This window comes from Rhizobium esperanzae, assembly GCF_014197615.1.
GTDB lineage: Bacteria > Pseudomonadota > Alphaproteobacteria > Rhizobiales > Rhizobiaceae > Rhizobium > Rhizobium esperanzae_A.
This window is the reverse complement of the sequence record NZ_JACIFY010000002.1, coordinates 86,140-105,849: the sequence shown is the minus strand read 5'-3', so window position 1 is coordinate 105,849 and position 19,710 is coordinate 86,140. Positions and strand designations below refer to the sequence as shown.

Annotated in this window: 18 protein-coding genes and 1 riboswitch; of the genes, 13 read left to right on the top strand and 5 right to left on the bottom strand. The window is 63.8% G+C overall.

The genetic code is table 11. The annotated features are described in order from the left end of the window. Positions 1 to 2 precede the first annotated feature (2 nt). Entirely contained in the window at positions 3 to 1,793 is a 1,791-nt protein-coding gene (locus GGD57_RS03015) for a chloride channel protein (protein WP_184466709.1), read from the bottom strand. Between the two features lie 279 nt (positions 1,794 to 2,072). Continuing rightward, a riboswitch (cobalamin riboswitch) is annotated at positions 2,073 to 2,468 on the top strand. 299 nt (positions 2,469 to 2,767) lie between these two features. Between GGD57_RS03015 and cobU the strand changes: the two genes are divergently transcribed. The 4 genes from cobU (at position 2,768) to cobO (ending at position 9,161) form a co-directional block, all read left to right on the top strand. Further along, positions 2,768 to 3,277, top strand: coding sequence for a bifunctional adenosylcobinamide kinase/adenosylcobinamide-phosphate guanylyltransferase (cobU, locus tag GGD57_RS03010; RefSeq protein ID WP_184467380.1), 510 nt, complete (start codon positions 2,768 to 2,770; stop codon positions 3,275 to 3,277). 4 nt (positions 3,278 to 3,281) lie between these two features. After that, complete coding sequence (gene cobW / locus GGD57_RS03005; RefSeq protein WP_184466707.1) at positions 3,282 to 4,331, top strand: cobalamin biosynthesis protein CobW; 1,050 nt, start codon at positions 3,282 to 3,284, stop codon at positions 4,329 to 4,331. 4 nt (positions 4,332 to 4,335) lie between these two features. Next, positions 4,336 to 8,454, top strand: a complete 4,119-nt coding sequence (cobN, locus tag GGD57_RS03000; protein ID WP_184466704.1) for a cobaltochelatase subunit CobN — start codon at positions 4,336 to 4,338, stop codon at positions 8,452 to 8,454. Between the two features lie 68 nt (positions 8,455 to 8,522). Next, positions 8,523 to 9,161, top strand: a complete 639-nt coding sequence (cobO, locus tag GGD57_RS02995) for a cob(I)yrinic acid a,c-diamide adenosyltransferase (protein WP_184466702.1) — start codon at positions 8,523 to 8,525, stop codon at positions 9,159 to 9,161. Positions 9,162 to 9,166: 5 nt separating this feature from the next. Here the strand turns inward: cobO and GGD57_RS02990 are convergent, their stop codons facing one another. The 3 genes from GGD57_RS02990 to GGD57_RS02980 all read right to left on the bottom strand — a co-directional run bounded on the left by GGD57_RS02990 (position 9,167) and on the right by GGD57_RS02980 (position 11,221). Further along, positions 9,167 to 9,961 carry a helix-turn-helix domain-containing protein gene (locus GGD57_RS02990; RefSeq protein WP_184466700.1) on the bottom strand — a complete coding sequence of 265 codons (795 nt, stop codon included), beginning with the start codon at positions 9,959 to 9,961 and terminating at the stop codon, positions 9,167 to 9,169. Further along, positions 9,961 to 10,326: a nuclear transport factor 2 family protein gene (locus GGD57_RS02985; RefSeq protein WP_246713531.1), complete on the bottom strand. Its 366-nt coding sequence runs from the start codon at positions 10,324 to 10,326 to the stop codon at positions 9,961 to 9,963. Before GGD57_RS02985 ends, GGD57_RS02990 begins: the two co-directional genes overlap by 1 nt. 109 nt (positions 10,327 to 10,435) lie before the next feature. Further along, positions 10,436 to 11,221 carry a TSUP family transporter gene (locus GGD57_RS02980; RefSeq protein ID WP_184466695.1) on the bottom strand — a complete coding sequence of 262 codons (786 nt, stop codon included), beginning with the start codon at positions 11,219 to 11,221 and terminating at the stop codon, positions 10,436 to 10,438. 101 nt (positions 11,222 to 11,322) lie between these two features. Here GGD57_RS02980 and GGD57_RS02975 point away from each other — a divergent pair, with 101 nt between their 5' ends. The 8 genes from GGD57_RS02975 (at position 11,323) to GGD57_RS02940 (ending at position 18,213) form a co-directional block, all read left to right on the top strand. Further along, positions 11,323 to 11,742, top strand: coding sequence for a cobalamin biosynthesis protein (locus tag GGD57_RS02975; RefSeq protein ID WP_184466693.1), 420 nt, complete (start codon positions 11,323 to 11,325; stop codon positions 11,740 to 11,742). A gap of 127 nt (positions 11,743 to 11,869) precedes the next feature. Further along, positions 11,870 to 12,820 carry a nucleoside hydrolase gene (locus GGD57_RS02970; protein WP_184466691.1) on the top strand — a complete coding sequence of 317 codons (951 nt, stop codon included), beginning with the start codon at positions 11,870 to 11,872 and terminating at the stop codon, positions 12,818 to 12,820. A gap of 315 nt (positions 12,821 to 13,135) precedes the next feature. Further along, on the top strand, positions 13,136 to 13,975 hold the full coding sequence (gene cobA, locus GGD57_RS02965) for a uroporphyrinogen-III C-methyltransferase (protein ID WP_085737533.1): 840 nt from the start codon (positions 13,136 to 13,138) through the stop codon (positions 13,973 to 13,975). Then, a complete protein-coding gene (locus GGD57_RS02960) occupies positions 13,972 to 15,279 on the top strand; it encodes a cobyrinate a,c-diamide synthase (RefSeq protein ID WP_184466689.1) in 1,308 nt (435 codons plus the stop codon). Before cobA ends, GGD57_RS02960 begins: the two co-directional genes overlap by 4 nt. Then, positions 15,276 to 16,340: a threonine-phosphate decarboxylase gene (locus tag GGD57_RS02955; RefSeq protein ID WP_184466687.1), complete on the top strand. Its 1,065-nt coding sequence runs from the start codon at positions 15,276 to 15,278 to the stop codon at positions 16,338 to 16,340. Before GGD57_RS02960 ends, GGD57_RS02955 begins: the two co-directional genes overlap by 4 nt. Beyond that, positions 16,337 to 17,317: an adenosylcobinamide-phosphate synthase CbiB gene (cbiB, locus tag GGD57_RS02950; protein ID WP_184466685.1), complete on the top strand. Its 981-nt coding sequence runs from the start codon at positions 16,337 to 16,339 to the stop codon at positions 17,315 to 17,317. The genes GGD57_RS02955 and cbiB overlap by 4 nt, the downstream gene beginning before the upstream one ends. Positions 17,318 to 17,436: 119 nt before the next feature. Next, positions 17,437 to 17,637: an ECs_2282 family putative zinc-binding protein gene (locus tag GGD57_RS02945; protein WP_003579852.1), complete on the top strand. Its 201-nt coding sequence runs from the start codon at positions 17,437 to 17,439 to the stop codon at positions 17,635 to 17,637. Between the two features lie 147 nt (positions 17,638 to 17,784). Continuing rightward, positions 17,785 to 18,213, top strand: a complete 429-nt coding sequence (locus GGD57_RS02940) for a L,D-transpeptidase (protein WP_184466683.1) — start codon at positions 17,785 to 17,787, stop codon at positions 18,211 to 18,213. Here GGD57_RS02940 and GGD57_RS02935 read toward each other — a convergent pair. Next, a complete protein-coding gene (locus tag GGD57_RS02935) occupies positions 18,203 to 18,925 on the bottom strand; it encodes a Crp/Fnr family transcriptional regulator (RefSeq protein WP_184466681.1) in 723 nt (240 codons plus the stop codon). The genes GGD57_RS02940 and GGD57_RS02935 overlap by 11 nt on opposite strands. 415 nt (positions 18,926 to 19,340) lie before the next feature. On the opposite strand from GGD57_RS02935, the gene GGD57_RS02930 reads away from it, so the two are divergent. Continuing rightward, positions 19,341 to 19,619, top strand: coding sequence for an acyl carrier protein (locus GGD57_RS02930; RefSeq protein ID WP_003540486.1), 279 nt, complete (start codon positions 19,341 to 19,343; stop codon positions 19,617 to 19,619). Positions 19,620 to 19,710: the final 91 nt, after the last annotated feature.

Here is a 19,710-nt window from a genome sequence, read left to right as displayed (position 1 = left end):
GCTCAAATCTCGCCGGAAACCTCACGGCGGCGGCGGTCGAGTTCTTCGCTGTAGCGGCGCAGCGTGTGGCTTTCGCTGAGTTGGCCGATGACCTTGCGTTCGATAAGGTTGTTGACGACGGCGAGCGCTTCGCTTTCGCTCTTGTCGAAGATCGCCGCCGCCTGCCGCGCGTTCATCTGCGGCTGCAGGAAATCGTTGCGGTAGCGGATGAAATCGGCAAGCGTCGCAGCCTCGTCCTGGGCGTCGGTCGGATTGGCGTAGATCTCCGGTACCAGCACGAGGCCGGCATATTTGTCGCTCTCTTCGACGAGGATGACGCGCTGGGTCGAACCGATCGGGAAGGCCCTCTTGAATTCCTCCAGCGAGATGTCGGCCCTTGCCGTCTTGACGTCGGCGCGCATCAGCTTGTTCACAGTCAGGTTGCGGATCCAGCCGACGTCATGGGCGCTGCGGATGCTTTCGCCGCGCAGGTGGAAGCGCCATGTGGCGAAGGAGTAGCCGAAGGTCGAGCGCACGACGAGCGAAGAGGTGATGACGGCGGCGAGCACCAGCGCCGTGATCGGGAAATCGCCGGTGATTTCGAGCGCCAGGAAGGTCATCGTCAGCGGCCCGCCGATGACGGCGACGGCAAGCGAACTCATGCCGACCACGGCATAGATCGCAGGCGTCAACGTCGCATCGGCGAAATAGGGGCCGCAATAGGCAAAGAGCTTGCCGAGCAGGGCGCCCATGAACAGCGAGGCGAAGAACAGGCCGCCCCTGAAACCGGAGCCGATCGAGATAGCAGAGGCCAGCGATTTCAACAGAAAGAGGCCGATCAGCGCCGGGATCGCCACCTCGCGGGAGAGATTGAGATGCAGGGCGCCGTGGCCGGCCGAGAGCACCTGCGGTGAGATCATCGCCAGAAGGCCGACGATGATGCCGCCGAGCGCCGGGCGGAAGGGCGGAGCGATGGAGCTCTTGCGCGCCAGTTCCTCGATGAAGGCGACGCCCTGCATGATGAGGATGCCGACGCCGGCGCAGAAGACGCCGAGCAGCAGCGCCGGGACGTAGTCGGCCGGCACGACCGAACCGAAGCTGCCGATATCGATGGTGAAATCGCCCTCGGCAAGCAGTCTTGCGACGAGCGTGGACACGAGGGCGGAGGTGACGACCGGCGTCAGCGACACGATCGTATACGTGCCGATGATCAGCTCGAAGGCATAGAAGGCGCCGGTCAGCGGCGCGTTGAAGGCGGCGGCGATGGCGCCCGCCGCGCCACAGCCGACGAGCACGCGCAGGTCCGAGCGACGAAGCTGCAGCTTCAGACCGAATTTCGAGGCGAGGCCGGCGGCAAGCTGGGTATAGCCGGCCTCCAGCCCGACGGAGGCGCCGAAACCGTTGGAGATCAGGTTCTGCACGGCAACGATGATGCTGTCGGTCAAGGACAGGCGGCCGCCGTGCAGCGCATTGGCCTCGATCGGATCGACCATCGGCTTCTTGCGTCGCTTCGCCAAGACGAAAAGCAGCAGCCCGAGCAGGATGCCGCCGGCGACGGGGGCAGCGAGCAGAAGCAGCTTGTCGTCGATGGCAGACGAGCTCAGCCTTTCATCGTCTGATATGCCGAAGATCAGCTGGTGCAATTCACTGGAGACGAAGCTCATCCCGGTAACGGCAAGCCCCGAGGCGATGCCGACGATGGCGCCCGCGAGCGACAGGCCGACCTCGCTGCGGCGGGTCAGCGCACGCAGCCGCTCCAGATCAAAGAAAACACGCAGCGCGCGCAGACGGCGCCGATCCAATTTCATAAGCATGGCTAGACAACTAGGCGGGGGGAAGCCCGGTCAAGGGCGGTGGCGCAGTCCGCTTGCCGTGCAATTGCGGCGAAAAGCCGGCGCGAGGGTCAAATATTTATGACGTAAGCCTCTGATAAAAGACGATATTTCTGGTGGAGTAAGTCGTGTTAGGGTGGGCATGCCACCTTACCGGTGGTTTGCCGGCCGCCAAGGCTGGTTGACTTCCCCCCCGGGCTTGCCTAACCATCCGTCAACGGATGGTCTCCTGACCATCCCACGCGGATGGTCATCTGACCATCCTCGGACATAACGGATGGTTCCGGATCGGTGTAGCGCCCTTCCGGATGAAAAGGGAATGTGACGGGGCGGACCCAAGCCGGGCGCCTTCATCACAGCCGACCCCGCGACTGTAGAGCGGTCAGGGTCTTCCATCCGGCATCGAGCGCTTCCGGCCGACCCTTGCAATGGTGCAGGCGGGCCGGATGGGCGACATGCCGGAAAAGCCACTGGACATGCATGGTGATCAACCGGGGTCGGACGTCTCTATTTCTACGAATCGTCCACCTCTTCGCCAATGCAGCCGGGAAGGCGAGGCAGATCCGCTGGCACGATCAGGGGCGACCGGTTTCCGGTCCGCCCCGATCGAGGCCGAAACCCGCGAGCCAGGAGACCTGCCATTCGTGCCGGGCGAGAAGCCCACCCTTGGGCAAGAGTCCCGCTGCCAGCACGGAGGTTGTTTTGGCTGAACGATTGAATTCGGCGCGGCCTGGTGCGGCGCGATGGAATTTCCCCTTCTCCCCAGCGGGGAGAAGGTGGCCCGAAGGGTCGGATGAGGGGGCCGCGCGGCATCTCCGTCCTTTTGCCTTTCACTTGCGCTCAGTGCACTCGCGGCTTCGCCGCTCACCCCCTCAACCGCCTGCCGGCACCTTCTCCCCGCTGGGGAGAAGAGGGATGTGGCGCCGCTTTGCCCTCTCTCCGAGGGTCGTTTCGGCATGACCGCCACCTTCATCCTCGGCGGCGCACGCTCCGGCAAATCCCGTTTCGCCGAAAACCTCGTCACGGCAACCGGCCTCGAGCGCCACTACATCGCGACCGGGCGGGCATGGGACGACGAGATGCAGGCGCGCATTGCCCAGCACAGAGCCGACCGCGGCCCCTCCTGGACCACGCATGAGGAGCCGCTCGATCTCATCGGCAAGCTTACTGCCATCGACGGCGAGGGGCGTATCGTGCTGATCGACTGCCTGACGCTCTGGGTCACCAATCTGATGATGGAGGAGCGGGATATGACAGCGGAGTTTACGGCGCTCGCCGATTTCCTGCCTGGCGCGAAGGCGCGGCTCGTTTTCGTTTCCAACGAGGTCGGCCTCGGCATCGTGCCTGAGAACCGCATGGCGCGGGATTTTCGCGATCATGCCGGCCGGCTGCACCAATCGATCGCGGCGAAGGCCGCCGAAGTCTATTTTATCGCGGCAGGCCTGCCGCTGAAAATGAAGGGTTAAATCCATGAACCAGCAGAAGATTCCCGCAACCGTCATCACCGGCTTCCTCGGCGCCGGCAAGACGACGATGATCCGCAACCTGCTCACCAATGCCGGGGGCAAGAAGATTGCGCTCATCATCAACGAGTTCGGCGATCTCGGCGTCGATGGCGAGGTGCTGAAAGGCTGCGGCGCCGAGAACTGCACCGAGGACGATATCATCGAGCTCACCAATGGCTGCATCTGCTGCACCGTTGCCGACGATTTCATTCCGACGATGACGAAGCTTCTGGAACGGGAGCAGCGGCCCGACCATATCGTCATCGAAACCTCGGGGCTTGCCTTGCCGCAGCCGCTGGTGGCCGCCTTCAACTGGCCCGACATTCGCACCCAGGTGACCGTCGACGGCGTCGTCACGGTGGTGGACAGCGCGGCTGTTGCCGCCGGCCGCTTCGCCGACGACCATGATGCCGTCGATGCGCGGCGCGCCGAGGATGAATCGCTCGATCACGAAAGCCCGATCGAGGAACTGTTCGAGGATCAGCTCACTTGCGCCGATCTCATCGTGCTCAACAAAACAGACCTGATCGATGTTGCCGGTCTTGGCCGCGTGCGTGACGAAGTCGCTTCTCGCACCGCGCGCAAGCCGGTGATGATCGAGGCGAAAAACGGCGAAGTGCCGGCCGGCATCCTGCTCGGCCTCGGCATCGGCACGGAGGATGATATCGCCAACCGCAAGTCGCATCACGAGCTGGAGCATGAGGACGGCGCGCCGCACGATCACGATGAATTCGACAGCTTCGTCGTCGAGCTCGGCGCCGTTGCTGACCCAGCCGCTTTCGTCGAGGCGCTGAAGACGATCATCTCAACCCATGACGTGCTGCGCCTCAAGGGCTTCGTCGATGTTTCGGGCAAGCCGATGCGCCTGCAGCTCCAGGCGGTCGGCAGCCGCATCGACCATTATTTCGACCGCGCCTGGGGCCCGGGCGAAACGCGCGCCACGCGCCTCGTCGTCATCGGCCTGCACGAAATGGATGAGGGTGCCGTGAGGGCGGCGATCGAGGCGCTGGCGTAAACCCATGCATCTGCTTCTGGCCCAACAGGGAACGATCAGCGACGGCGAGGAGGCGATCGACCTCGGGCAGACGCCGGGCGATATCCTGTTCCTCTCGGCTGCCGACAGCGAGCTCGCGGCGATCGCCGCGGCTCATGCCGGCGGGGCGATCGGCCATACGTTAAGGCTCGCCAGCCTGATGAGCCTGAAGCATCCGATGTCTGTCGATACCTATGTCGAGCGCACGGCGCGCCACGCCAAGCTGATCATCGTGCGGGCGCTCGGCGGGGCGAGCTATTTCCACTATGCGCTGGAGGCGCTGCATGCGGCGGCTGCACGCAATGGTGCGTTGATTGCCGTGCTGCCGGGCGATGCCAGGCCGGATGCCGGGCTGGTTCCTTTCTCCAATATTGACGTCGAGGATATCAACGCGCTTTGGGCCTACCTGATCGAGGGCGGGGATGCCAATGCGCGGAATTTTCTTGCCTATGCGTCGGCGATCCTGGCCGGGGCGGACAAGCCGGCGCCGGCCGCGCCGTTGATGAAGGCGGGGATCTGGTGGCCGGGGCGGGGGCTTGTCGGGGTTGAGGAGTGGCGGCGGGTTGCCGGTTCTCACCTAGCGCCAACGTCGTCCGTCGCGCCTGCGATACCCCCCTCTGTCCTGCCGGACATCTCCCCCACAAGGGGGGAGATTGGATCGGCGCGGCGGTTTCCCCAAACAACTGATGTGGAATTGAGCTCTAACACCTTGCCGATCTCCCTCCTTGTGGGGGAGATGTCCGGCAGGACAGAGGGGGGTGCCTCAAGCTCGACGGAGAAGGTGGGATTCGAACCTACGGTTTCCCCCACAGTCGCCATCGCCTTCTACCGCGCCCTGGTGCAGAGCGGCGAAACTCGCCCCGTCGAAGCCCTGATCGAGGCCCTGCAGGCGCAAGGCATGCGTCCGCTGCCGGTCTTTGCCTACAGCCTCAAGGATCCCGTCTCAAGGGGCATCATTGAAGCCATCTTCGCCGATCTCAAGCCCCAGGTCGTCATCAACACCACAGGCTTTGCCGTTTCCGCCCCCGGCGCCGATCGAGAGCCGACCGTGCTGGAAGCCAACGATGCCATCGTGCTGCAGGCGGTCTTTTCCGCCTCGTCGCGAGAGGCATGGGCCGCCTCGTCGCAGGGGCTTTCTGCTCGCGATCTCGGCATGAATGTGGCGTTGCCGGAGGTGGATGGCCGCGTGCTGTCGCGCGCGGTCTCCTTCAAGACGGCGGCGCGCTACGATGCAGCTGTCGAGACCAACATCGTTTCCAGCCAGGCCGATGCCGGTCGGGTGCGGTATGCGGCAACCCTTGCCGCCAATTGGGCGCGGCTGCGCGGGACGCCGGCACGGAACCGGCGTATTGCGCTGGTGATGGCGAATTACCCGAACCGCGACGGCCGGCTCGGCAACGGGGTCGGCCTGGATACGCCGGCCGGCACTGTCGAGGTGCTTCGCGCGATGGAAGCCGCGGCTTATCCGGCCGCCGATATTCCAGCCGATGGCGACGCGCTGATCCGGCATCTGATGGAGGGGCCGACCAATTCGGGGCATGACGGCAAAGTCATCCGCGAGACGCTTTCCCTGAGTCGCTACAACAGCTTCTTCAATTCTCTTCCCAATCAGATTCAGGATGAAGTGAGGGCCCGCTGGGGGGATCCCGAGAACGATCCGTATTTTCGCGCGGGCGTCTTCGCTCTGCCTTTCGCCCGCTTCGGCGGGGTCCTCGTCGGCATTCAGCCGGCGCGCGGCTACAATATCGACCCGAAGGAAAGTTATCATTCACCGGATCTCGTGCCGCCGCACGGTTATCTCGCCTTCTATGCTTTTCTGCGCCACGAGTTCGGCGCCGATGCCGTCATTCACATGGGCAAACACGGCAATCTCGAATGGTTGCCGGGCAAGGCGCTGGCGCTGTCGGAGACATGTTATCCCGAGGCGATCCTTGGGCCGCTGCCGCATCTCTATCCCTTCATCGTCAATGATCCGGGCGAGGGTACGCAGGCCAAACGCCGGACGGCCGCCGTCATCATCGACCACCTGACGCCGCCTTTGACACGGGCCGAGAGTTACGGCCCGCTCAAGGATCTGGAAGCGCTGGTCGATGAATATTACGAGGCCTCCGGCGGCGATCCCCGCCGTATCCGGCTGCTCAGCCGGCAGATCCTCGACCTCGTGACCGATATCGGCCTGGATCGGGATGCCGGCATGGTGAGTGGCGAAAGCGAGGGCGACGCGTTGAAGAAGCTCGACGCCTATCTCTGTGACCTCAAGGAGATGCAGATCCGTGACGGGCTGCACGTATTCGGCGTGTCGCCGCAAGGGCGGCTGCTGACGGATTTGACGGTGGCGCTGGCGCGGGTGCCGCGTGGGCTCGGCGAGGGCGGCGATGCGAGCCTGCAGCGGGCGATTGCCGGGGATGCGGGGCTGGGAAATCCCTCCCTAACTCACTTCAGCGAAAACCCCTCCCCAACCCCTCCCCACAAGGGGGAGGGACTGACCGCTGCGCTTGCGGCAACCTCTGCGCTGAAGGATGATGTGGAGGTGGCGCGCCCAGCAAGCCCCTCCCACCTGTGGGGAGGGGTTGGGGAGAGGTCTTCTTTCGACCCTCTCGAGAGTGACATGGCCGCCGCCTGGACCGGCCCCAAGCCCCCGATCCTCGCCGATATCCTCGACGCTCCCTGGCGCAGCAACGGCGACACGGTCGAGCGGATCGAGCTGCTCGCCGCCAAGCTCGTTTCCGGTGAGATCGATTGCCCTGCAGACTGGACGGCGACGCGGGCTGTGCTCTCCGAGATCGGGACGCGGCTCAAGCCCTCGATCCTTGACTGCGGCCGGGCTGAAATATCAGCACTGCTTGCCGGCCTCGACGGCCGCTTCGTCGCTCCTGGTCCCTCCGGCGCGCCGACGCGCGGGCGGCCGGACGTGCTGCCGACGGGCCGCAATTTTTACTCCGTCGACAGCCGCGCCGTGCCGACGCCGGCGGCCTACGAGCTCGGCAAGAAATCCGCCGAGCTTTTGGTGCGCCGCTATGTGCAGGATCACGGCGAGTGGCCGGTCTCCTTCGGGCTGACCGCCTGGGGCACGTCGAACATGCGCACCGGCGGCGACGATATCGCCCAGGCGCTGGCACTGATCGGCGTCAAGCCGCTCTGGGATATGAGCTCGCGCCGCGTCACCGGCTACGAGATCATCCCGCAAGCAGTGCTCGGGCGGCCGCGCGTCGACGTGACGCTGCGGATTTCCGGCTTCTTCCGCGACGCCTTTCCCGAGCAGATCGCGCTGTTCGACAAGGCCATCCGCGCCGTCGGCGCGCTTGAGGAGGACGAGGCCGACAATCCGATTGCAGCGCGCATGCGCGGCGAGGCGGCAAGGTTTGCCGCCGCCGGTCTGGATGAGGGCTCGGCAAAACGGCGGGCGGGCTATCGGGTCTTCGGCTCGAAGCCCGGCGCCTACGGCGCCGGCCTGCAGGCGCTGATCGACGAGAAGGGCTGGGAGCGGCGTGCCGATCTCGCCGAAGCCTATCTCGTCTGGGGCTCTTATGCCTATGGCGCCGGCGAGGAGGGCAAGGCCGAGCGTGGCCTGTTCGAGGAGCGGCTGCGCTCGCTGCAGGCCGTTATTCAGAACCAGGATAATCGCGAGCACGACCTGCTCGACAGCGACGACTACTATCAGTTCGAGGGCGGCATGGCGGCGGCGGCCGAGCAACTGGCCGGTGCGCGTCCCTCCATCTATCACAACGACCATTCCAGGCCGGAAAAACCGGTTATCCGTTCGCTGGAAGAAGAGATCGGCCGCGTCGTGCGCGGGCGCGTCGTCAATCCGAAATGGATCGCGGGCGTCATGCGCCACGGCTATAAAGGTGCGGCCGAGATCGCCGCCACCGTCGATTATCTCTTCGCTTTCGCGGCGACGACAGGGGCGGTCGGCGCCCATCATTTCGAGGCGGTGTACCAGGCCTTTGTCGCCGATCCGGCAGTCGCCGCCTTCATGATGGAGAAGAACCCGGCGGCATTCGACGAGATGAGGGAGCGGCTCAGCGAAGCGATCGACCGCAGCCTCTGGACGCCGCGCAGCAATTCGGCCCGGTTCGAGCTCAATCAAAGAACGAGAGCATGATGTCTTCCGAAAACCGCTTACACTTTTCGGCATCATGCTCCAGCCATGCAACGCAATGAGGTGAACTGATGAGCGACGAGACCCCGGACAACGAAACGGGCGGCAAGGACGATGCACGCCACGCCGAGAAGATGGCGAAGAAGAAGGCCGCGCGCGACAAGATCATGGCGACCAAGACCGACGGCAAGGGCCTGATCATCGTCCATACCGGCAAAGGCAAGGGCAAGTCGTCTTCGGCCTTCGGCATGATCTTCCGTCATATCGCCCACGGCAAACCGTCCGCCGTCGTGCAATTCATCAAGGGCGCGATGTGGACTGGCGAACGCGACCTGATCGAGAAGCATTTCTCCGATCTCTGCCAGTTCCATACCATGGGCGAGGGTTTCACCTGGGAAACGCAGGACCGCGCCCGCGACGTCGCCGCAGCTTCGGCCGCCTGGGAAAAGGCCAAGGAGCTGATCCGTGACGAGCGCAATTCCATGGTGCTGCTCGATGAGATCAACATCGCCCTGCGCTACGACTATCTCGACATCAATGAGGTCGTCGCCTTCCTGAAGAGCGAGAAGCCTCCCATGACGCATGTCGTGCTGACCGGCCGCAACGCCAAGGAAGAACTCATCGAGATCGCCGATCTGGTCACCGAGATGGAACTCATCAAACATCCCTTCCGCTCCGGCATCAAGGGCCAGCCGGGCGTGGAGTTCTGAACCACTCAGTTGAGTGCGAGGCTGCGCAGGATGGCGGCCGTTTCTTCGTCCGCCGGGAAGAAGGATTCGACTGCGAGTTCCGACAGGGTGATATCGACGGGCGTGCCGAAGACCGTCGTTGTCGAGATCAGGGAAAGCAAGCCGGCCTTGGTCGCAAGCCGGAAGGGAACTGCGATGCCGGCGTGGTCGGCATGGACTTCGCCGGCCCGTTCCGGCGCTGGATAGGACCGCAACTCCTTCAACAGCTTTTCCAGGACAGGATCGCCCGAGGCCGATATCTGTTGGCGCAGCCTGTCGAGGAGGTGGGCGCGCCATTCAGCGTGGTTGGCAATGTGGGACGCCAATCCCTGCGGATGCAGGCTGAGGCGGAGCACGTTGACGGGCGGCGCAAGCAGCGACTGATCGCCAACGCCTGAGAGCAAGGGGGCGATCGCAGCGTTGGCGGCGACCAGGGTCCAGTGGCGGTCGATGGCCAGCGCCGGAAAGGGCTCATGGCCCTTGAGCACCATATCGACGGCGCGCCGCGCCGCCTGAAGGGCAGGGTCATCAAGCTTGCGTTCGGCAAAGACAGGGGCGAAACCCGCCGCCAGCAGCAGCGGGTTGCGGTCGCGGAGGGGCACGCCGAGGCGTTCTGCAAGATGCAGCAGCATGTCGCGGCTCGGTGTCGAGCGCCCGCTCTCGATGAAGCTCAGATGCCGCTGCGAGATCTCGGCCTCCAGCGCCAGATCCAGCTGGCTCATGCGGCGGCGCTGGCGCCATTCACGCAGATGATCGCCGAGAGAGCGGGCGGTCGGCGTCATCAGGCGGCTTCCGGCAATTGGTCGATGAAGCCGCGGACGGATTTCAGCTTGCCGCCCTCGAGTTCGGCGAAATCCGTGCCCTTGATCAGCGCTTCGCCATTTTCAGGGCCGAGCCCCCAGGAAAAGCGCAGATTGTCGCCATAGCCGTCGGCCACGCCGATCAGCTCGAAGCGGAAGCCGGGGAAGCGGCTTTGCACGGCTTCGACCAGCGAATTGATCTGTTCGTGACCTTCTCCGCGCATCAGCGGATCGATATAGGTTGCCGCTTCCGACCAGCTCTGGGCGATGAGAGCGCGGCGGCGGGCGGCATCCGTCTCGTTCCAGATGACGAGGTAGCGTTCTGCGTTGCTGTTTGCGTCATTCATCGGGTCATCTCCTTTTGATCGCCCGTCAGTTCCAGGCAGCGCGATCATGCGGGAAGGTGGTGCACCCTATCAATTACGCCTGAGGTAATGAAGGCGGCCGCGCGCTCGCTCAGATGCCGAGCCAGACACGCAGCGGATTTGCCGGATCGGCGAGCAGCTTGACCGCAAGGGCGACACAGACGATGACGAGCAGCGGCTTGATGAGCTTGGCGCCGATGCGCATCGCGAGCCGTGAACCCAGCTGTGCGCCGAGGAACTGGCAGATCCCCATCAACAGGCCGATCTTCCAGAGGATCGCGCCGAAGCTCGCGAAGACGATGAGCGCCCCGAGGTTCGAGCCGAAATTGAGCAGCTTGGTGTGCGCGGTAGCCTTCAGCACGCCGAAGCCGGCGAGGGTGACGAAGCCGAGCATGAAGAAGGAGCCGGTGCCGGGGCCGAAGACGCCGTCATAGAAGCCGATAGCCGGGACCAGCGTCAGACCGAAGGCGAAAGGCGTGATGAGCCGGTGCTTGTCGAGATCGTCCAGGTTCGGCTTGACGGCGAAGAAGATCGCGATTGCGAGCAGCAGCACCGGCATGATCGCCTGCAGCACGGCTCCTGGCACGATCGTGGCGAGTGCTGCGCCGAGCGCTCCGCCCATGACGGCCATCAGCGCCATCGGCAGCTGTTCCTGAAGCTGCACGTGGCCCTTGCGGGCATAGGCGAGCGTTGCCGAGGCGGCGCCGAAGATCGACTGCACCTTGTTGGTGCCGAGCGTCTGCAGCGGTGGAATGCCGGCGATCAGCATGGCGGGAACGGTGATCAGGCCGCCGCCACCGGCAATGGCGTCGACGAAACCGGCAAAGAAGGCCGCCGCGCAGAGGAGCAGAAGCAGATGGAGGGCAATGTCAGGCAAGATGCTATTCCAGGGCAGGAGCGTTCTGGTGACGTTGTTGCATTTGCCGCCCCAAGCTGCAATGGCTGCACGGACACAGTGGGGCGCATTCGACGGCTTCTATGAGCGAGATTCCCTTCGATACGGCAAGGCGCCATGTGCTCGGGCTCGGCTGCGAGCGCGGGACGCCGCCTGCGGAGGTGCTGGCGCTTGCCGTCGAGGCCTTGAGAGCAGCCGGCATCGGTGGGGCGCAGCTCGCGGCCATTGCTTCCATCGACAGCCGCAGGCAGGAGTCGGCGATCCTTGCCGTTGCCAGCCATTTTGCCGTACCGGCGGTGTTCTTCGATGCGTCGAGGCTGGAAGAGGAAACACCGCGGCTGAAAAATCCGTCCGCACTCGTTTTTGCCCGCGTCGGCTGTCACGGCGTGGCGGAATCGGCGGCGCTCGCAGCCATCGGCGCGGACGCGGAACTGCTGCTCGGCAAGATCAAATCCGCGCATGCGACGGCGGCGATTGCCCGCATCGGGTTGCAGAAAGCCTAACGGGCGTTATGGTGGCGGCACGTCGCGATGCCGTCCGGCAGCTCCGCGAATCACATCTTTGTTTCAACGCAATTCCGGGCGCAAACCGCTCGGGCAGTTTTGCTGGAATTGCTTTATGAGGTTACCAATGCACAAGGTCATTTATGACACGGACCCGGGCGTCGACGACGCCATGGCGCTTCTTTTCCTGCACCGCCATCCCGAAATCGATCTGATCGGCATCACCACCGTTTTCGGCAATGCCTCGGTCGAGACGACGACGCGCAATGCGCTCTTCCTCAAGCGCGAATGGAATATTCCTGCACCCGTCGCCAAGGGTGCCAGCGTTACCATCGATCCCGCGCGCGCCGAGCGGGAATGGCCGGCCATGGTGCATGGCGAGAACGGCCTCGGCGATATCGACGTGCCCGAGACGATCGACCTGCCGCTCGATCCGCGCCCGGCGCATCGCTTCATCATCGATACCGTGCGCGCCAACCCCGGCGAAATCAGGCTGGTGGCCGTCGGGCGAATGACCAATCTGGCAAGAGCGCTGAAGGAAGATCCGGAGATTGCGAGCCTGGTCAAGGACGTCGTCATCATGGGCGGCAATTTCTACGTGCCAGGCAATGTCTCGCCAGTTGCCGAAGCCAATATCCACGGCGATCCCGAGGCTGCCGACATCGTCATGACCGCGCCCTGGAAGGTGGTTGTCATCGGCCTCGACGTCACCTCGATCACCACGATGAGCCGCAGCTATCTCGGCGAGATGGCGGCCAGGGGGGACGGGGCGGTGAAGCTGCTCGACGCGCTGTCGCAGTCCTACATCGACTTCTACAGGCATGCGGTCGAGGACGGCATGATGGTGCATGATAGCTGCGCCTCGGTCTATGTCGTGGCGCCGGAGCTTTTCACCACGATCACGGGCGCGGTGCGCGTCGTCTGCGGCGGCATTGCCGATGGTCAGACGGTCGTCAAGCCGGATAACCGCCGTTTCCCGCCTGGTGACTGGGATGGTCTGCCGAGCCAGATCGTCGCGACCGGGATCGAATCGGAAAAAGTCCTGAAGCTGATCCGCGATACGCTGCTGACGGCTTGAATGACGTGAAGGCCGGCTGCATTGCGGCCGGCCACAGACTGATGACACAGTCGGCCAAAACCCTCTTACGTCATGCCCGGGCTTGTCCCGTGCATCCGCAGCCGGTCGGTATGCAGCGAGGCTTGCGACAAAATGAGGGACGCTGGCAGGTGGCGGACATTTCGGTAATATTACAATGTATTCATATTGTTGCGCCGCTTTTCTGCAAGATCGAATCCGCTTGTTTGCAAAGTGAGTCATCTTGATCTCAGCAACTTCGAGTGAGACGGTGCAGGCGGCGTTGACCTTGCCCCTTGCTGGGCCTAGATCAACAAAATGTTGACCAATCAACTTTCACATCTGCCGGCGCTGGAGCCCGGCAGCGTCTGGCTCGTCGGGGCTGGTCCGGGTGATCCGGGCCTGCTGACGCTCCTGGCTGCCAAAGGGCTCGCCGAAGCGGACGTGATCGTCCATGATGCGCTTGTCAATGAGGACTGTCTGAAGCTCGCACACCCCGGCGCGGAGCTCGAATATGCGGGAAAACGCGGCGGCAAGCCTTCGGCGAAACAGCGCGACATTTCGCTGCGGCTGGTGGAATTGGCGCGCGCCGGCAAGCGGGTGCTGCGGCTGAAGGGCGGTGATCCCTTCGTCTTCGGGCGCGGCGGCGAAGAAGCGCTGACGCTGGTCGAGCACAATATCCCCTTCCGCATCGTGCCGGGCATCACCGCCGGCATCGGCGGGCTTGCCTATGCCGGCATCCCGGTGACGCATCGTGACATCAACCACGCCGTCACCTTCCTCACCGGGCACGATTCCTCCGGCATCGTGCCCGACAGGATCAATTGGGAGGCGATCGGCCAGGGCTCGCCCGTCATCGTCATGTATATGGCGATGAAACATATCGCCGAGATCAGCGCCCGGCTGATCGCTGCCGGCCGACCGCCGAGCGAACCCGTCGCCTTCGTCTGCAATGCCGCCACCGGCCGGCAAAAGGTGCTGGAAACGACGCTTGGCGAGGCGCCCGCGGCAGTCGCCACCTCCGGGTTTGAACCGCCGGCGGTGGTCGTCGTCGGCGAGGTGGTGCGGCTGCGGGCCTCGCTCGACTGGCTTGGCGCACTGGCGGGCCGCCGGCTGCAGCCCGATCCGTTCCGCCGCTCCGGCAAGGTGCTGATATGAGCGGCCTGCTGATCGCAGCGCCATCCTCCGGCGCCGGCAAGACGACGGTGACGCTCGGATTGCTCAGGGCGCTTCGCCGGCGCGGCATCGCGGTCGCGCCCGGCAAGGCCGGCCCCGATTACATCGACCCCGCCTTCCATGCGGCCGCAAGCGGTGCGCCCTGCCTGAATTTCGACCCTTGGGCGATGCGCCCCGAACTGATCTCGGCCAACGCCGCTCTTCACCGTTCCGGCGACCGCATTCTCGTGATCGAGGCGATGATGGGGCTTTTCGACGGGGCGGCCGACGGAAAGGGAACCGCGGCCGATCTTGCCGCGCAGCTCGGCCTCTCCGTGGTGCTGGTCGTCGATGCCTCGCGCATGTCGCAGTCGGTGGCGCCGCTGGTATCAGGTTTTGCCGGCTTCCGCGCCGATGTCCGCGTGGCCGGCGTCATCCTCAACAAGGTCGGCAGCGAGCGGCACGAGGCGATGCTGCGCAAAGCGCTCGAGGCTATCCGCATGCCCGTCGTCGCCGTAATTGAAGCGGACAAGGCGCTTGCCTTGCCGGAGCGCCATCTCGGCCTCGTCCAGGCCGGTGAACATGCGACCCTTGAAAACTTCATCGAGCATGCGGCGGACGCCGTTTCCGAGGAATGCAATTTCGAATTCCTGCTGCGTATCGCCAGACAGGGCCTCAACCGGCCGTCGGCGGCCAATATCGATCGGCTGATGCCGATCGGCGCCCGCGTCGCCGTGGCGCGCGATGTCGCCTTTGCCTTTTCCTACGAGCATATGCTGCTCGGCTGGCGGCGGCGCGGCGCGAATATTTCCTTTTTCTCGCCGCTTGCCGACGAGGCGCCGGCCGCAGATGCCGATGCGATCTATCTGCCGGGTGGTTATCCCGAGCTACATGCCGGGCGGCTTACCGAGGTGCAGAATTTTCGCGCCGGCATGCTCGATGCGGCGGCGCGCGGCATCAGGATCTATGGCGAATGCGGCGGCTACATGGTGCTGGGCGATGGGTTGATCGATGCGGGGGGGAAACGGCATGAGATGCTCGGCCTGCTGCCTGTTGTCACCAGCTATGCCGAGCGCCGGCGCCATCTCGGCTATCGGCGCGTGACGCCACTCGACGGTGCTTTCTTCGCACGGACGATGGCGGCGCATGAATTCCACTATTCCACGGTCGTTTCCGAGGGGGAGGGAAAGCGGCTGTTTACAGCGCAGGATGCACTGGGAACCGATCTCGGTGCTGTCGGGCTGCGGCGCGGACAGGTGGCGGGCTCCTATATGCACCTGATCGATCTTGCCGGAGCGGCTGCATGAGCGCGCCCATTGCCCATGGCGGCGGCATTACCGCCGCCGCCGCTACCTTCGGCGGCAGGCCGGAAGACTGGCTCGATCTCTCGACCGGCATCAATCCGTGCCCCGTGATCCTACCGGACATTCCGGCAAGGGCATGGCACCGCCTGCCGGACAGCCATCTCGTCGACGAGGCAAGGTTTGCCGCGCGCGACTATTACCGCAGCGGCGAGATCCTGCCGCTGCCGGTGCCCGGTACGCAAGCGGTGATCCAGCTTCTGCCGCGCTTGCTTCTGCAGGACAGGCAAGCCGCGGTGGCGGATAACGGGGTTGCCGTAACGGACGATAGAATCGCAGCGACGGACAACAGAGTTGCCGTGGTGTCGCCGACCTATGGGGAATATGCGCGCGCCTTTACTTTGGCGGGTTTTGCCGTCGATGCGGTCGGCGATGTCGCCGCAATCCGGGCCGAGCATCGGCTGGCCGTCGTCGTCAATCCGAACAATCCGGACGGCAGGGCCTGGCCGGCCGAAACGCTGATTGCCCTGCACGACAGGATGAAGGCGGCCGGCGGGCTGCTCGTCGTCGATGAGGCCTTCGGTGATACCGATCCAGCGCTGAGCCTCGATGCCTGCGCGCAAGAACTGTCCAACCTGATCATCTTCCGCTCCTTCGGCAAGTTTTTCGGGCTTGCCGGCCTGCGGCTCGGCTTTGCCATTGCGCGCCGGGATATTCTGGAGCGTTTCGAGAACTGGCTCGGCCCTTGGGCGGTCTCAGGGCCGGCGTTGTCCCTGGCCGGCTCGCTCCTGCGTTCGGATCTGTCTTTGATCCGCGGCCGCATCGATGATCGTCGTGCCGGCCTTTCCGCGGTGCTGTCCGGCACCGGATTGCGGAAGGCGGGAGGTACGGCGCTTTTTACCCTTGTCGCCGATACGAGAGCCGGCGACATTTACACGCATCTGTGCCAGCATCATATTCTCGTCCGCAAGTTTGATTATGCGCCGGATTGGCTGCGCTTCGGCTTGACGCCCGATCCGGCGGCGGACCGCCGGCTTGGCGAAGCCCTTCAGGGATTTGAGCGATGACGATCGACGAAAACCTTCTCGTGCTGCTTCTGGCGCTGCTGCTCGATCGGATCGCCGGCGATCCGCAATGGCTGTGGTCGCGCGTGCCGCATCCCGTCGTCATCTTCGGCGCGGCGATCTCTTATGCCGACCAGCAGCTCAATCCCTCGAGCCTTACAGGCTCCCAACGCCGGATGAACGGTGTTGCCGCGATCCTGACGCTGCTTCTGCTGTCGATCGCCGCAGGCTTCGTGTTCGACCGGTTCTTCGCGCTCTTCGGCCTTGCCGGCATCGTGCTGGAGGCCGGGCTCGTGGCGATCTTCCTCGCGCAGAAGAGCCTTGCGGATCATGTCGCGGCCGTCGCGACCGCTCTGCGCGACCACGGGCTTGCCGGCGGACGAGCCGCTGTTTCCCGCATCGTCGGGCGCGATCCGGAAACGCTCGATGAGCCGGCTGTCTGCCGCGCGGCAATCGAAAGCCTTGCCGAAAACTTCTCCGACGGCGTGGTGGCGCCGGCGCTCTGCTATGCCGTCTTCGGCCTGCCGGGACTGCTTGCCTACAAAATGCTGAACACGGCGGATTCGATGATCGGCCACAGGTCGGAGAAATACATCGATTTCGGCTGGGCCGCCGCCCGGCTCGACGATATCGCCAATTGGCCGGCCGCTCGGCTCTCCATCCTGCTGATTGCCGCCGGCGCCTGGATCCGGCGGGGCATCAGCCCCTGCCGCGAGGCGATCCGGGTGGGGATGCGCGACGGCGGCCTGCACCGTTCGCCGAATTCCGGCAGGCCGGAAGCGGCAATGGCGGGTGCTCTCAACGTCCAGCTCGCCGGTCCCCGGATCTATGGCGGGGTCCTCGTGACCGAGCCGATGATCAACGATGCCGGTCGGGACGTCGCCACATCAGGCGATATCGAAGACGGCGTGTCGGTGTTTTATGCGAGCTGCATGGTGCTCGCCGGTTTGACGTTCGGGTTGTTTGTTTGTTTTTTGTAGGGTGATCCGTCGGGTGGAGTGAAAGGGCGTGCCATAAGGCAACCAGGTCTCGGTGGACAGTCCCATCTCAAACGTTTATTTGAACCGCCTCATATCTCCATCAGACCGGAAAGAAGGCGATGACAGTTCAGGTTGAATTACCCTGCCCGAAGTGCAAGAGCACCAAGATGAAGTTCGAACGTGCCGAGATCCGCGAGACCGACATCATCACCTGTGCCGCCTGCGGTCATAATCTGGGCACGATGGCCTCGATCCGCGAAAAGATGAACAAGGCCTACCGTCAGCTCAAGCAGCCTTCCGCGGCGCGCAAGCTGCAGTGAGGCGGCCCGCTGCCTTGCGGCGCCTTTCCGGCCTAAACGTGTTAAAATTGTGATTACCATTCGGGTTAAAGCTATATAGAAAGTATTGCCGTAGTCTCTCTGTCGTGGCGGCGCAACTAAACTGCGCCGGTCCGAGGAGGGATTATCATGAAGACGATTTTGGCGGCCGCGGCCGCAAGTTTATTGCTGCAGTTTTCTCCCGTTGCGGCCGAGGCGGCAACGCTGGTCGCCAATATCAGCATCGGCAAGCAGACGATGACCGTCACCGAGAACGGCTTCGTCAAGTATCGCTGGAAGGTTTCGACCGCGCGCAACGGCTATGTCACGCCGACCGGTTCGTGGAGCGCCAAGTGGCTGTCGCGCGATCACCGCTCTCAGAAATACGACAATGCGCCGATGCCCTATGCCGTGTTCTTCAACGGCGGTTATGCCGTTCACGCCACCTTCGACCTGAAGCGCCTGGGTCGGCCGGCCTCGCATGGCTGCGTCCGCCTGCATCCGGACAACGCGGCGCAGTTCTTCTCGCTGACGCGTCAAGCCGGTCTTGCCAATACTCGCGTCATCATCACCCGCTGATTTTCTTTTCCAGCTCATCCATATCGGGCACGACGATATGCCGGAAGTTCTCGATGCGGATAATGCCGCTCTTGCGCAGCCTGGTCATCTGGCGGCTGACGGTCTCGATCGTCAGCCCGAGGAAATCGGCGATCTCGGCGCGCGATAGCGGCAGGTCGAAAGCGGTGCTCGTGGCCGTTTGCGGTTCGGCATGCGTGGCAATGAGGTGGAGCAGGCATGCGACCTTCTCCTCGGCGGTGCGCCGGCCGAGCGTCAGCATCCATTCGCGCGCGGCATCCAGCTCCTTCAGCGCCTGATCGTGCAGGCTGCGCTGCAATTCCGGCGTCTCCGATATCATGCGGTCGAGCAGGTTGCGGGGGAAGACGCAGATTTCGGCGTCCGTCGCAGCCTCGGCCGACAGCGTGCTTTCGCGCAGGAAAGGCCTGCCGACGAAATCTGGGGCGAATTGCAGGCCGACGATCTGCTGGCGCCCGTCCGGCATCACCTTGCAGAGCTTCACCACGCCGCGCATGATGTTCGAATAGAAAGAGCTTTCCGACCCTTGGGCGACGATCTCGCAGCCTGCATCGATCTTGCGGCGCAGCGAGTGGCGTCCGAGTTCACGGAGCTGGCTGCTCGACAAGGCGCCGCAGACGACACCGTGCCGCGCCTGGCAGGACCGGCAGGCGACGGGGATACCAAGCTCGAGAACCTCACTGTGTGCGACGTCCATATCCTGATCCCTGATCCAAGTGCACCCGGCATGCCGGAATCTCCCCGGCGATTGCGTCTCGACCGCGGATTCGGCTATCCGGATTTCTTCCCGCGTTGCTTGATCATTATCAATTTCCCCGGATCACGACTTGATCTAGATCAACTGCCGGCGTCTGCGGTTCCTGCCGGAGGCGGCGCTTGCGAAAGGCGAGGCGCTGCGCGGTTTTGATTCGGACAGCTCGTTCGCTCCGCCGCCGCAGCGGGCTTCCTGTTGCGGGGCGCCTGTCGCCCCGATGACGGCAAAGGTCTGCATTCCATTGCTGTTTAGGCAACACCCAATCGGCAAATTGCCGCAACGCCTGGACGAAAGCATTGGCTTTTGAAATGGATTTGCCTATGAGGAGGTTAAATCGTCATTTCATGAGGTACAGCGCGTGACCGCTACATTCGATAAAGTTGCCGACATTATTGCAGAAACCAGCGAGATCGATCGCGCGACGATCACGCCGGAGAGCCATACGATCGACGACCTCGGTATCGACAGCCTCGATTTCCTCGACATCGTCTTTGCGATCGACAAGGAATTCGGCATCAAGATTCCGCTCGAAAAGTGGACGCAGGAAGTCAACGAGGGCAAGGTTTCCACCGAAGAATATTTCGTGCTGAAGAACCTCTGCGCCAAGATCGACGAGCTCAAAGCAGCCAAGGCCTGAGCGACATATCAGTCTTTTTTGAACGCCCTGCCGCCATGAATATGGCGGCCGGGCGGTTTCGTTCCTAGATCAGTTCAGATTCGCACTTCCG